Genomic DNA, 12,320 nt, shown 5'->3' with positions numbered 1-12,320 from the left:
GTTGACGGACCGCCCAGCGTCCGCACCACTCCGGCGGCGGCGCGGGATACCCGCGGCACTACGTCGTCGGACGTCCATGACCCCGGTCAGCCGTTGCCGCCGCGCCCCAGCGTGGTGCTCCACCGGTCGGCGATGGCGGTCGCGCGCGCGAAGTGGGCGGTGGCCTCGGCCTCGCGGCCGAGCAGGCGGGCGAGTTCGCCGAGCGTGTACGCGACCGGGCGGATCGCCAGGGTGAAGCCCGAGGAGGGCGGCGGCGCGTCGCGGTAGGGGAGCAGGATCGTGTACAGCTCGTCGGCCCGTTCCTGCTCGCCGAGTGCCACCGCGGCCATCGCTCGGAACGTCGCGAAGACCTTGAGGAGGTAGTCCGTGCGCAGCGGCACGACCCGGGCGAGGACGGCGCGGGCCTCGTCCTGCTGCCCGGCGGCGCACAGGGCTGCCGCGAGCAGGTCCGCCATCGGCGGGCCGTACTCCTCGGTCAGCTGCCGGGCCTGCGGGACGAACTCGCCGAGCCTTCCCTGAGCGGCCCGGATCGTCGCCAGCGCGATCTGCAGGAAGCCGTCGGCGTGCGGAGAGCCCTGCCTGGCCATCGCGGCGGTGGCTTCGGCGTACAGATCCTCGGCGTCCTCGCTCCGCCCCTCGATCAGGGCCCGGGTCGCCAGCGCCGTCTGACCCACCACGACGGGGCCCGGCATCCGGTAGGCCCGGGCCAGTTCCATGCAGGTGTCGATGTGGCCGTAGGCACCGGCGACATCGCCGGCGGCAGCGGCAGCAGTCGACAGGCAGAGCAGGCCGAACCAGCGGAAGGCCGGCAGGTCGTGCTCGGTGGCGAGCCGGACGAGTTCCTCGCTCCGCTCCCGCTGTTCGCGTTCCTCGCGCTCGATGTCGAACTCGCGGAGCAGCGCCGCGAGCGCCCTCGCGCGAAGGCCGGTGTCCCCCAGGGCCGTTGCGATCCCCACGGCTTCCTCGGCCGCGGCCCGCGCCCTCGGGTCCTGTACGTCGGACAGCTCGGCGCAGTAGGCGAGCAGCAGCCCGCACCGCGCGGCGGGGGCCAGGTCCGGGCGGTGCAGCGACCGGCCGAGCAGCGCGACGACGGGTTCGTCGACCTCGCCGTACGGCCGGGTCTGCCACGGCGTGGGCTCGGACCACGCGGTGAGCACCCGGATCAGCAGCTCGCTGCGCCCGGTGCCGACCGCGCACTCGATCGCCCGCTGCCGGGTCTCGCGGGCGGCCATGACCGCCCCGGCCCGCAGCTGGGCGCGCAGCAGCCTCCCCAGCAGGTCGATGCGTTCCGCCTCCCGGTCCTGCGACGGATCGGCCGGGATCCGGTCGAAGCAGTCCAGCGCGGTGGCGAGCAGATCGGCCGCCGCGTCGTGGGCGTATCGGCCGGCCGCCAGGTCGGCGGCGCGCAGGCAGTAGTGGACGGCCTTGGCGGCCGTCGCCGAAGCCGCCGCCCGCGCGAAGTGGTGGGCCAGGGCGGACACGTCACTCGAGCCGAGCCGCTCCAGGCCGGCCGCGATCCGCCCGTGCATCCGCATGGCCCGCAGGCTGCTGAGGTCGGCGAGCAGCGTGTCGCGCACCAGCGCATGCGTGAACCGGACTCGGCCCGGTGCCGGCTCGGTCAGCAGACCGGCGACCAGACCGGCGTCCAACGCGCCCAGGACTCCGTCCTCGTCGGTGTCCGCAGCGCTGACCAGCGCCTCGACGTCCACCTCACGCCCGACGACCGCGGCCAGCCGCAGGAGTGCCACCACGGCTTCGGGGAGGCGGCCGAGCCTGCGGCGCAGCACGTCCCTCACCCCTTCGGGCACCTCGGACAGTGCCACCAATGCGCCTTCGCTGCCCAGCAGTCGGGCACTCTCCCGGACGTAGAAGGGATTGCCGCCGGTGCGTTCGGTGAGCGCGGCGACCGTGTCGGCGTCCACCGGCCCGGCGCCTGCCGCCTGGATCACTTCCGCGACGGCCGACGCGGGCAGCCCCTGCAGCGGCAGCCGCAGCGGCGACCGTCGTGCGAGCACGGCGAGTTGGTCGGCAAGCGGGCCTTCGATCTCGTTCGGACGGTAGGCGGCCACGACCAGGACCGCTGTCTCCAGGGGCAGTTCGGCCAGGCCCGCCAGCAGTGCGAGCGTTTCGTCGTCGGCCCAGTGCAGGTCGTCCAGCAGCACCGCCAACGGCCGCTCGCCTGCCACCTCCGCGAGCCACCGCCACACCGCGCGATGCAACCGGAAGCGGCCGGCCGCCGCGTCCTGACGGGCGGGGAGCTCCTTGCCGGCCGCGCGGTCCAGGGACGGCGGGGCCTCCGCCAGCAGCGCGGCCAGGATCCCGGCCGACTCGGGCGGGGGAGGCGCGGTGGCCGCGACCGTATGCAGCACCTCCACCCAGGGCCAGGCGGGCGGCGCGCCCTCGTCGTCGGTGGTCCGGCCGACCGCGACCAGCCAGCCGTCCGCGAGCAGGCGCTCACGGAGCCGTTCCAACAGCTCCGACTTCCCCAGGCCCGCCTCGCCGGTGACCAGCGCGACGCCCGGTCCTGCCGCGGCCGCCCGCCGAGCGCTCTCCAGGAGCCGGGCCAGTTCGGCCTCGCGGCCCACGAACAGGCCCGCACCAAGAGGAGGTTGATCGGTGGCAGGCTGCTGGGAAGGCCGTCGGCCCGCCGGCGGGCTCGGGGGTCGGTGCGGGGGAACGGCCGTCGCGTTGCGCAGCAGTTCGGTGTGCTGGCCGAGGATGGCCGCTTCGAGTTCGTTCAGCGCGGGCCCGGGGTCGAGACCGACCTCGGCGGCGAGCAGCGCGCGGGCACGGCGCAGCGTCGCCAGTGCGTCCGCCTGCCGGCCCGCCGCCCACAGTGCCAGCGCGTGCAGGCGCCAGCCCTCCTCGCGCAACGGCTCGTCACGGGTGAGCAGTTCGGCCTCCGGGACGGTCACGGCGGCATCCGTCGACCTCAGCCCGGCGGCGACGCTCAGTTCCCGCGCGACCAGCCGCAGTTCGTCCAGGCGGGCGATCTCGGCCCGGGCCCAGGAGTCGTCGGCGAACTCGGCGTACGCCGTGCCCTGCCACAGCGACAGCGCCTCGCCGAGCAGGCGCCGGGCGGTGTCCGGCCGCGGTTGCGCGACTTCGCGTGCCTCGCGCAGCAGGCGCTCGAACCGCCAGGCGTCGACGGCGCCGTCGGACAGCCGCAACGCGTACCCGGGTGGCTCGCTGACCAGGAGTTTCGCCGGAGTGCGCGGCGCCCTGCGGGGCTCCAGCAGCCGGCGGAGGTTCGACACGTACGCCTGCAGCGACGTCACCGCCTGTGCGGGCGGCGCTCCTTGCCAGATCTCCTCGACCATCCGGTCGACCGACACGACCCCGCCGCGCGCCGTCACCAGCAGGGCCAGTACCGCGCGCTGGCGTCGGCCACCGAGCGGGACGGGCTCGCCGTTCCGCCCGGCCGCGAAGGACCCGAGCACCCGTAGGGACACCATCACCCGGCACATCGTAGAGGCCCTGGTCCCCCTCCAAGTCGTTTCCAAATGCACTCCAGGAGCCCTCGGCGAGGCTTCTCGCATGAACACCACGAAGGCAACCACGCAGGCAACCACGCAGTCCCGGCCCGATACCCACGGCATGGTGGTCATCCACCGCGGAATCCGCCGCGAGTCCCGGCTGCTCCTCGAACTGATCGCCGCCGTGGCACCCGGCGACACGGCCCGTGCCCGGGTGCTGGCCGACCACTTCCGCGACTACCGGCTCGGTCTGCACAACCACCACCACGGTGAGGACGAGCACATCTGGCCGCCCCTGCTGGCCCGGGCGGACCTCGAAGCCGACGTCGTCCTGCGGATGGAGGCCCAGCACGAGCGCATCGCGGCCACCCTCGCGGCGGCCGAAACAGCCGTTCCCGCCTGGGAGTCGGCGGCCGGGGAGGAGGAGCGCGACGCGCTCGTGGCCACCCTCGCCGAGCACCGCGCGGTTCTCGTCGAGCACTTCGACGACGAGGAGACGTCGCTGCTGCCCCTCGCCGCGAAGCATCTGCGGTTGGAGGAGTGGAACGCGATGGGCGAGCACTTCCTGGCCCACACGCCCAAGCCCAAGCTGCTGTTCTTCCTCGGCATGGTCCTGGAGGAGGCCGACGCGGCCGAACGCGCGGAGATCCTCGGCGCCATGCCGCTTCCCGCCCGACTGCTCTGGTACGCCGTCGGCCGGCCCCAGTACGCCCGCAGGACGCGCCGCGTCCGCGGCTGACCACCTCACCGGCTCCGCCCGGACCATCCCTTCTCCCCGAAAGACAGGAAAGCCATGAAGCGTCTCGCCACCGTCCTCGCCGCCCTCGGCGGCGCGTTCATCATCTACGTAGGCCTGCTCTACCTGTTCACCCCGCAGAGGGCCGCGTCCGGCTTCGGCCTGCCGAGCTGGCCCCAGCACGAAGGCACGGGCTTCCTCACCGTCAAGGGCGGGCGCGACATCTCGTTCGGCCTGATCACGTTCGCACTCCTGCTGACCGGGAACCGCAAGGCCCTCGGCTGGGCGACGCTGGCGATGGCCGTCTCGCCCCTCACCGACATGCTGACGGTCCTGAGCAACCACGGCTCGACCGCCACCGCGTTCGGCGTCCACGGCCTCACCGCCGCGACGGTCGCGCTGACCGCCCTGCTCCTCCTGCGCGAACGCCCCACCCCGGCCGACGCCTGAACGAGCCGCGCACGAGGCCGCGGACCTGGCCGGGGAGGACCACGCCCACGCGAGCGCGGCTCACCTCCCGCAGGCCCCGGTCAGCGGGCGGGCGCGGGCGAAGGCGGCGGCGAGGGAGAGCAGGCGCTCGGTCTCGCGGTCGAAGTCGAGGTCGACGCAGGTGTCGGGGGGCGGGGGCGGCGCGGGGTCGGCGGGGTGGGTGCCGTCGGCGTGGCGGGCCAGGGCGGTGCGGAGCCAGTAGGCCTCGGTGAGGGCCGCGCGCTGGGCGGGGGCGGTGGCGCTGCGGGCGGCCTTCGCGGCGGCGTGGTCGCGGACGGCGGGGCCCGCGTAGGGGGCCAGGACCAGGGCCGCGTCGCGGATCTCGATGACCAGCCGGTGCAGCCGCAGCCGCGGGCCCCGGCCGAGGCGCTCGCCGAGCACCACCTCGGGCACCGCGGCGGTCAGCTCGGTCCAGAGCGGGCGCAGCCGGCGGACGGTGCGCCGGTCGCGCAGGCCGCGGCAGGCGGCGCCGAGGGCCGGGATCAGGCTGCCGAGCAGCACCAGGGCGGTCGCGGTCCACTCGATCCGGTAGAGCGAGCGGCCGCTGAGGAACATCGGCCGGCCGGCCGTCTCCAGCAGGATCTGCCAGCCGCGCAGCACCGCGTAGGCGAAGCCGGTGCCGGTGCCGAGGGCGAGCACCGCCAGGCCGGTCCGCAGCGCGCGGGCGCCGGCCCGGCGGGCGTAGGTGCCGAAGAGCACGGTGCCGGCGGCCATCGCGGCGCCGAGGTAGCCGACCACGATCAGCGCGTAGAGGCAGGCCGCCCAGGAGTGCGGGTAGGCCTGGTAGAAGTCGGTCACCTCGACCGGCCGGCGCAGCGCGGCGAAGCAGAGCACCAGGGCGAGTTGGGAGGCCAGCAGGGCGGCCCGGTGCCGGTTGCGCAGCCGGGCGGTCAGCTCGGGCCGGGCGGTCTGGCCGCAGAAGGTCAGGCCGGCCGAGCAGGCGATCAGGCCGAGCAGGTGCTCCAGCAGCACCACCAGGTTGTGCACGCCGGCGGCCCGGTCCAGCCACGGCCCGACCCCGGGCAGGCCGAGGGTGGCGAGGCCGGCCACTCCGGCGAAGGCGGTCCAGAGCGGGCGCTGGCCGGGGGTGCGCAGGGCGGTGGGCAGGCGCCAGAGCGTGACGCCCCAGAGCGCCAGCAGGATGAGCAGTTTGACCGGCGAGAACTCGATCCCGGGCAGTCGCAGGGCGAGCGGGACCATCAGCCCAGCCGGGTCGGGTGGCCGAAGGCGTCGTCCAGCCGGGCCAGCACCCGGGCCGCGTGCCCGCTGCCGGAGGCGGCCCGGGTGGCCCGTTCCAGCAGCAGGGTGGCCAGCGACTCCGCGTCGGCCTCCTGGCGGTCGGTGTAGCCGTTGCGGGCCAGCAGGGCGAGCACCCGGTCGGTGTCCAGGCCGAGTTCCCGGTCGGCCAGCCGGGCCGTGGCGGCCTCGGCGGCGCTGCGGGCCACGGCGTCCAGCCGGGGGTCCCGGGGCCGGGCGGGGCGCGCCGAGCGCTGGGCGGGCACGGTGGCCGTGCCGGTGCCGTGGTCGAGCAGCATGTGCGAGACCTCGTGCAGCACGATCTGGGCCTTGAGGATGGGGGCGGCGCCGGACTCGTAGAAGACCAGGTCGGCGTCGGGGAGGCCGATCCAGAGTCCGCACGGCAGGTCCTGGCCGGCGGCGTCGGTCAGCGGCACCAGGTGCAGCGGGCGGCCGCGCTGCTCGGCGATCGAGGTGCAGAACCGGTCCAGCCGGAACGGGTGCGGGACGTCGATCCGGGCCACCAGGGCGACGAGATCGGCGCGCGGGTTCCTGCGCCACCCCATGGCCGCCCTGCCCTCTCCGCTAAACGTTCGAGCAAGCAGCATAAGCGCTCGGTCGCACACCGGTCACGTGTGGCTCCGGCCGCGCGGGTGCGGGTCCGGTGTGTTCCGTGCACGGCGCTCTTCACACCGACCGATCGGTCGGCCGATCGGCCAGGTGGGGCGGGTGGAGCGATGTTTGTGCAGGTGGGGCGGGGTGACAGGGGTCACCCGGCACGGCGCTTGCGGCGGTCGACCGCCGGCAGGCCCTCGACCGCGCGGACCTGGTCGACGATCGCCCGCAGGCCCTTGAGCGCCCGCGGCGAGAGCCCGGCCAGCCGGAAGGCGACGGCGCGGATGTTGCTGTCGGCGAGCACGTCGGCGAGTTCGTCGTCGACCCCGGCTCCCGGGGACCGGTCGGCCGCCGGCTCCGCCTCCCGGCGGGACCGGGACGGCTGCTTGGAGCGCTCCCCCGGCCGGCCCTCGGCCGCCGCCCGCAGCTCGTCCAGCCGGGCGTCCACCCGCTCGGCCACGGTGTCGTCGAGGAAGTAGGCCGCCGGGACGCCGAAGAAGGCGGCGATCGCCTCGAGGGTCTTGATCGTCGGGTTGGTCTTGGCCCCGGTGCGGATCTGCTGCAGGGTGCCGTGCGAGACCGTCGGCCCGTCCGGCCCGGCCTGCTCGCGGATCGCCTGGGCCACCTCGTGGTAGCTGAACGGGCCGCGGTCGGTGGGGTGGATCACCTGGAAGAGGTGGTCCAGCTTCTGCGCCAACGAGCGGCGGGCCGGGGTCTGCTCAGCCGACTGCATCGCCGCTCCCTCGTCTCGTCGGCTCGTCCTGCGGGCCGGTCATGTCGGGCTGTAGATCCAGTATCCACTGAAGTAGACGAATAAATCGAGGAGATCGTGAAGTTTCTGCCCGAATCGTCACTTCCGACCGCTCTGCCCCCATCCCTAACACGGTTGACAGCCTGGGGAGGGTTCAGCGTATGTTCAGCTTCGAGCGTCCAACAAAATAGACGGACGCCAGGACGGCGCGCGGTCAGACGGGGGTTGACCGCGCGCCGTCCGCCTTTTCCGGGGCCGGTCCTCCGTACACCCGGGCCGTCCCGTGCACACCGGGGTCGGCGCCCCGGGGGCACCTGCGAGGATGGACGGGTGACGCAGCCTGCCCCGCGCCCCCGCCTCATCGCCACCGACCTCGACGGCACCCTGCTCTGCCAGGGCGGATCCGTCTCCCCGCGCACCGCCGCCGCGCTGGCCGCCGCCGAGCGGGCCGGGCTGCAGGTGGTCTTCGTGACCGGCCGGCCGCCGCGCTGGATGCAGCTGCTGAGCGAGCACATCGGCGGCCACGGCGTCGCGATCTGCTCCAACGGCGGCGCCATCGTGGACGTCCGGCAGGAGCGGCTGCTGGAGAGCTTCCCGCTGACCGCCCCGGCCGCCGCCCAGGTGGTCGACCGGGTGCGCGCGGCGCTGCCCGGCACGGCCTTCGCCTTCGAATACCCGGCGGGCTTCTCCCGGGAGCCCGGCTACCAGGTGGGCATGTGGGGCGACGACGAGCCGCACTCCGTCGCCCCGGCCGAGGAACTGCTGGCAGCCGAGGCCGCCGACTGCTACAAGATCCTGGCCAAGCACCCCGAACTGGCCCCCGACGACTTCCTGGCCCGGGCCCGGGCCGCGGTCGGCCCGCTGGCCGAGATCACCCGGTCCAGCCCGATCGCGCTGATAGAGGTCAGCGCGGCCGGCGTCACCAAGGCCAGCACGCTGGCCCGCTGGTGCGCCGGGCACGGCATCGCCCGCGAGGAGGTGGTGGCCTTCGGCGACATGCCCAACGACCTGGAGATGCTGGCCTGGGCCGGCACCTCCTACGCCGTCGCCAACGCCCACCCCGAGGTGCTGGCCGCCGTGGCCCAGCACACCGTCAGCAACGAGGACGACGGCGTGGCCCGGGTGATCGAACGGCTCGTCGGTTCACTGTGATCCGGGGTGGTTGAACGGACGGACGCAGGCCGGCCGGGGCGGATCGCCCCGGCCGGCCTCGTCCCGTGCGAACCGCCGTCCTTACCCGAAGCGGCCGTTGACGTAGTCGGCGGTCCGCTGGTCGGCCGGGCTGCTGAAGAGCTGCTCGGTCGGGCCCGTCTCGACGATCCGGCCCGGCGTGTCGTGGGTCGCCAGGAAGAACGCGCAGGACTGCGAAACGCGCTGCGCCTGCTGCATGTTGTGGGTGACGATGACGATGGTCAGCCGCCCGCGCAGCTCCGCGATGGTCTCCTCCACCCGGCGGGTGGAGGTCGGGTCCAGCGCCGAACAGGGCTCGTCCATCAGCAGGATGTCCGGCTCGACCGCCAACGAGCGGGCGATGCACAGGCGTTGCTGCTGGCCGCCGGAGAGCGAGCCGCCCGGGGTGCCGAGCCGGCTGCTCACCTCGTTCCACAGGCCGGCCTGCCGCAGGCTGTCCTCGATCAGGTGCTCCCGGTACTCCCTGCTCACCTTGATCCCGGCCAGCTTGAGGCCGCTGGCCACGTTGTCCGCGATCGACATCGCCGGGAACGGGTTGGGCCGCTGGAAGACCATGCCGATCCGGCGCCGCACCTCCGCCGGGCGGCGGCCGTGCTCGTAGATGTCCTCCCCGTCCAGCAGCACCTCGCCGGCCAGCTGGGCGCCGCGGACCATCTCGTGCATCCGGTTGAGGATGCGCAGGTAGGTGGACTTGCCGCAGCCGGACGGCCCGATCAGTGCGGTGACCTCGCCGGCCGTCATGGTCAGCGAGACGCGTTCCAGCACCTTGTGCGAGCCGAACCAGGCGGAGATGTCCTTGGTCTCCAGCCCGGAGAGCCGCGGCGGCTGGGCCGCGGCGCTCTGCTGGGGAACGATGGTGGTCATCAGGCCGGTCCTTCCTGACGTGATGTCAGTTGTCCTTGTGCTGAGGTCAGTAGAGGTTCGGGAGCAGGGCGGCGGCGTTCTCGTAGACCGCCCAGAGCAGCGCGGCCAGCGCCGGGGCGAAGGCCAGGTAGGCGGCCCGCCGCACCCAGTAGCGCACCGCCAGGGTGGCCAGCGCGACCGTGCCCAGCAGCGCCGCCGCCCAGAGCTGCAGGGCGGCCAGCGCCCCGGTGTCCTGGGCCAGCGCGTGGTCGGCCGCGACGATCGCCGCCCGGCCGTGGGGGTTGGGCTGCGGGTCGCCGTCCAGCCGGGCCCCGACCAGCACGGTGCCGTTCGGCACCCAGTCGGAGTTGCTGGTGGTGAGTACCATCCGGTCCCGGTCCGGGTCGCTGATCGGGTGGCTGCTGGTGCCGTAGGCGTTCACGGTGTAGCTGAACTGCCCCTGGGCGGTGGTCACCTGGATCTTGTCGCCGACCCGCAGCTCGTTGATCCGCCCGAACGGGCCGCCGAATGAGGCGCCGCGCCCGAAGAGCACCGCCACCCCGTCCTGTCCGGGCAGCGCGGTGTCCCGCCGGTGGCCCGGGCCGCGCATCAGGTCGCGGCCGGTGGTGCCCTCCACCACGACCTCGTGGCGCAGGCCGATCTTCGGGATGTCGATGATCGCCACCGGCTGCCCGTCCGGCGCGGAGCCGGTCGGGGCGACGGCGTTGGCGAGCCGGTCCTGGAAGGTGCGGTAGGCGGCCGCCTGGTAGTGCATCTCCTGCAGCGGGGAGAGCGCCAGCAGGAAGACCACGAAACCGAGCAGCAGCCCGGAGAGCAGGGTGGCGACCCAGGCGGCCTGCACCGCGATCCGGCGCGCCTTGGAGGGCGGGGCGGGCGTCGGCGACGGCTCCGGCTCGGCGGCGGGCTTGGGCAGCACCACCGTCTCGTCGCCGGCCGAGGCGGCGGTGGTGACGGTCACCGCGGCCCCCCGGAGGTGGCGCCGGCCCGGCGGCGCCGCAGCCAGCCGCCGAGCACCGGCGGCACGGCCACCACGGCCAGCAGCTCGACCGCGGTGAGCACGGTCAGCACCCAGTTGTCCGGGCGCCCGCCGACGTTGACGACGTTCGCGGCGACCTGGGTGGTGCCGGTGCCGGTGCCGCCGCCCGAGCCGGAACCGTCGCCCGAGCCGTCACCGGAGCCGTTCGGGATGACCTCGCCGGTCTGCGGGTCGACGGCGCCGCCCGAGCCGCTGGCGTCGGTGTTGGTGCCGCCGTTGCCGGTGCCGCCGGTCGTGCCGGAGCCGCCGGTGGTGCCACTGCCGCCGGTGGTGCCGCTGCCGCCCGAGGTGCCGGAACCGCCCGAGGTGCCGGAACCGCCGGACGTGCCGGAACCGCCGGAGGTGCCGCTGCCGCCCGTGGTGCCGGAGCTCTTGCCCCCGGTGCCGGTGCCCCTGGTGCCGGTGCCGCCGGTGGTGCCGCTGCCGCCCGTGGTGCCGTTGCCCGAGCCGCCCGTGCCGCTGCCGCCGGAGGTGCCGCTGCCGGTGGTGGAGGAGCTCGCGCTCGGGTTGTTGCGGTTGCAGGTGAGCGGCGTACCCGCCTTGTCACAGGCGTTGGGCTGCGGCGCGTTCTGCAGGATGATCAGCTGGCCGCTGGAGTCGAAGGTCGGGTTGTTGCAGCCGGCCAGGGTGTCCGGGTTGACGGTGCCCGCGTACCCGGGGATCTGCGCCACCTGGAGCAGACCGCCGTGGACCAGGCCCTTGGGGATCGGCGAGTAGCCGATCGAGTCGATGCCGCCCACCCCGGTGGCCTGGCCGGAGCAGAGCACGTAGTCCAGGTACTGGCTGAGCGCGGCGCCCTTCTGGTTGGTGAACTTCGGCGGCGGCGACATGTTGGGGACGTTGGCCCGGGGCACGATCACATAGCTGTAGCTGGAGACCGGGTAGGACCGCGGGTCGCTGTTGGTGTAGACGCCGTCCAGGTTCTGCTGCAGGTAGTTCGGGTCGCTCGGCGGGGTGCTGTCGTTCACGCCGCGGATCTGGGCGGCGGTGAGGGCGACGGCCACGTTGGAGGCGGTCGGCAGCGTGTAGTAGCCCGCCGGGTTGAGCACCTTGACCACCGGCCAGTGCGAGGTCAGCGCGAAGGCGTACTCGTCGTAGCCGATCGAGCCGAGGCCCGAGGACTGCTCGATGTAGTGCGCGACCTGGTCGGACCCGGACTGCGCGATCATGTGGTGGGTCGGGTCGTCGGTCGACATCGGCGGGTAGAACTCGGTGTAGTCGCCGCAGGAGACGTTGTTGATGCTGCTGCAGTAGGCGTCCCACTGGCTCTTGTGGGTGTGCTCCATCCAGCGGGTGAACTGGGCGGTGGCGCCGGAGCCGTCGGAGCGGACCACGGGGACGATCGGGAGGTCCGGCAGCTGCTGGCCGTAGTCCCGGGTGACCTCGGGGTTGTTCCAGTTGTTGATCTTCCCGGTGAAGATGTCCACCAGGGTGTCGGGCGACAGCCGCAGGTCGGTCACCTGCCGGCCGGCCAGCTTCAGGTTGTACATGAAGGCGGTGCCGCCGGCCGTGATCGGCACGTACGAGAACCCGTAGACCGGGTTCTCCAGACCGGCGTTCCCACTGGTCTGGACCGACGACGAGGCGCCGGTGTCGGGCGTGCTGCGGAACGGGACGTCCGAGGCGGTGAAGTCGTCCTGGCCGACCTCCCACTGGTTGCGGCCGGCCGCCGAGCCGTTGGGGGTGAAGTTGATGTTGATGCCCTGGTTGGCCACGTCGGTGCGCCACTTCTCGATCGCCGGGCCGGCCCAGCTGGAGCCGTCGGCGTTGAGGGTGGAGGTGGCGGCGGATGCCGTGGTCGCCTGACCGAGGGTCACGGCGAAGAGGGTGACGGCGAATGAGACCAGCAGGGCCAAGCCCCGGCCGGCCCTCGGGCGGTGAGCCTCGGCCCACGACATGACGGTTCCTCCAGGACGGTGGGGCGGG

Annotated in this window: 10 protein-coding genes; 3 read left to right on the top strand and 7 right to left on the bottom strand. The window is 73.9% G+C overall.

Annotated features, from left to right (window positions below; translation table 11 throughout):
* Positions 1 to 86 precede the first annotated feature (86 nt).
* On the bottom strand, positions 87 to 3,455 hold the full coding sequence (locus tag ACFYNO_RS38045; RefSeq protein WP_388022625.1) for a BTAD domain-containing putative transcriptional regulator: 3,369 nt from the start codon (positions 3,453 to 3,455) through the stop codon (positions 87 to 89).
* A gap of 82 nt (positions 3,456 to 3,537) precedes the next feature.
* Here ACFYNO_RS38045 and ACFYNO_RS38040 point away from each other — a divergent pair, with 82 nt between their 5' ends.
* Together ACFYNO_RS38040 and ACFYNO_RS38035 are read left to right on the top strand one after the other, a co-directional pair.
* Complete coding sequence (locus ACFYNO_RS38040) at positions 3,538 to 4,215, top strand: hemerythrin domain-containing protein (protein ID WP_388022526.1); 678 nt, start codon at positions 3,538 to 3,540, stop codon at positions 4,213 to 4,215.
* A 54-nt stretch (positions 4,216 to 4,269) separates the two neighbouring features.
* Positions 4,270 to 4,662 (top strand): DUF4267 domain-containing protein, encoded by a 393-nt coding sequence (locus ACFYNO_RS38035; protein WP_388022524.1) that lies wholly within the window; start codon positions 4,270 to 4,272, stop codon positions 4,660 to 4,662.
* A 60-nt stretch (positions 4,663 to 4,722) separates the two neighbouring features.
* On the opposite strand, the gene ACFYNO_RS38030 is transcribed toward ACFYNO_RS38035, so the two are convergent.
* From ACFYNO_RS38030 to ACFYNO_RS38020, 3 genes are all read right to left on the bottom strand, one after another.
* Positions 4,723 to 5,901 (bottom strand): MAB_1171c family putative transporter, encoded by a 1,179-nt coding sequence (locus ACFYNO_RS38030; protein WP_388022522.1) that lies wholly within the window; start codon positions 5,899 to 5,901, stop codon positions 4,723 to 4,725.
* On the bottom strand, positions 5,901 to 6,503 hold the full coding sequence (locus ACFYNO_RS38025; protein WP_388022520.1) for a hypothetical protein: 603 nt from the start codon (positions 6,501 to 6,503) through the stop codon (positions 5,901 to 5,903). Before ACFYNO_RS38025 ends, ACFYNO_RS38030 begins: the two co-directional genes overlap by 1 nt.
* A 203-nt stretch (positions 6,504 to 6,706) precedes the next feature.
* A complete protein-coding gene (locus tag ACFYNO_RS38020; RefSeq protein ID WP_388022517.1) occupies positions 6,707 to 7,285 on the bottom strand; it encodes a helix-turn-helix domain-containing protein in 579 nt (192 codons plus the stop codon).
* Positions 7,286 to 7,633: 348 nt separating this feature from the next.
* Here ACFYNO_RS38020 and ACFYNO_RS38015 point away from each other — a divergent pair, with 348 nt between their 5' ends.
* Entirely contained in the window at positions 7,634 to 8,455 is an 822-nt protein-coding gene (locus ACFYNO_RS38015) for an HAD family hydrolase (protein ID WP_388022515.1), read from the top strand.
* Positions 8,456 to 8,536: 81 nt separating this feature from the next.
* Here the strand turns inward: ACFYNO_RS38015 and ACFYNO_RS38010 are convergent, their stop codons facing one another.
* Genes ACFYNO_RS38010 through ACFYNO_RS38000 form a run of 3 tightly spaced genes read right to left on the bottom strand, consistent with a single transcriptional unit; the run spans position 8,537 to position 12,211 of the window.
* Positions 8,537 to 9,358, bottom strand: coding sequence for a phosphate ABC transporter ATP-binding protein (locus tag ACFYNO_RS38010; RefSeq protein WP_388022513.1), 822 nt, complete (start codon positions 9,356 to 9,358; stop codon positions 8,537 to 8,539).
* A 46-nt stretch (positions 9,359 to 9,404) separates the two neighbouring features.
* Entirely contained in the window at positions 9,405 to 10,316 is a 912-nt protein-coding gene (locus ACFYNO_RS38005; RefSeq protein ID WP_388022511.1) for a sortase, read from the bottom strand.
* The gene (locus tag ACFYNO_RS38000) at positions 10,313 to 12,211 is read right to left on the bottom strand and encodes a substrate-binding domain-containing protein (RefSeq protein ID WP_388022509.1); all 1,899 of its coding nucleotides are present in this window, start codon (positions 12,209 to 12,211) and stop codon (positions 10,313 to 10,315) included. Before ACFYNO_RS38000 ends, ACFYNO_RS38005 begins: the two co-directional genes overlap by 4 nt.
* Between the last annotated feature and the right edge of the window lie 109 nt (positions 12,212 to 12,320).

This window comes from Kitasatospora sp. NPDC006697 (assembly GCF_042869935.1).
Taxonomy (GTDB): domain Bacteria; phylum Actinomycetota; class Actinomycetes; order Streptomycetales; family Streptomycetaceae; genus Kitasatospora.
This window is presented reverse-complemented; position numbering and strand designations above follow the sequence as displayed.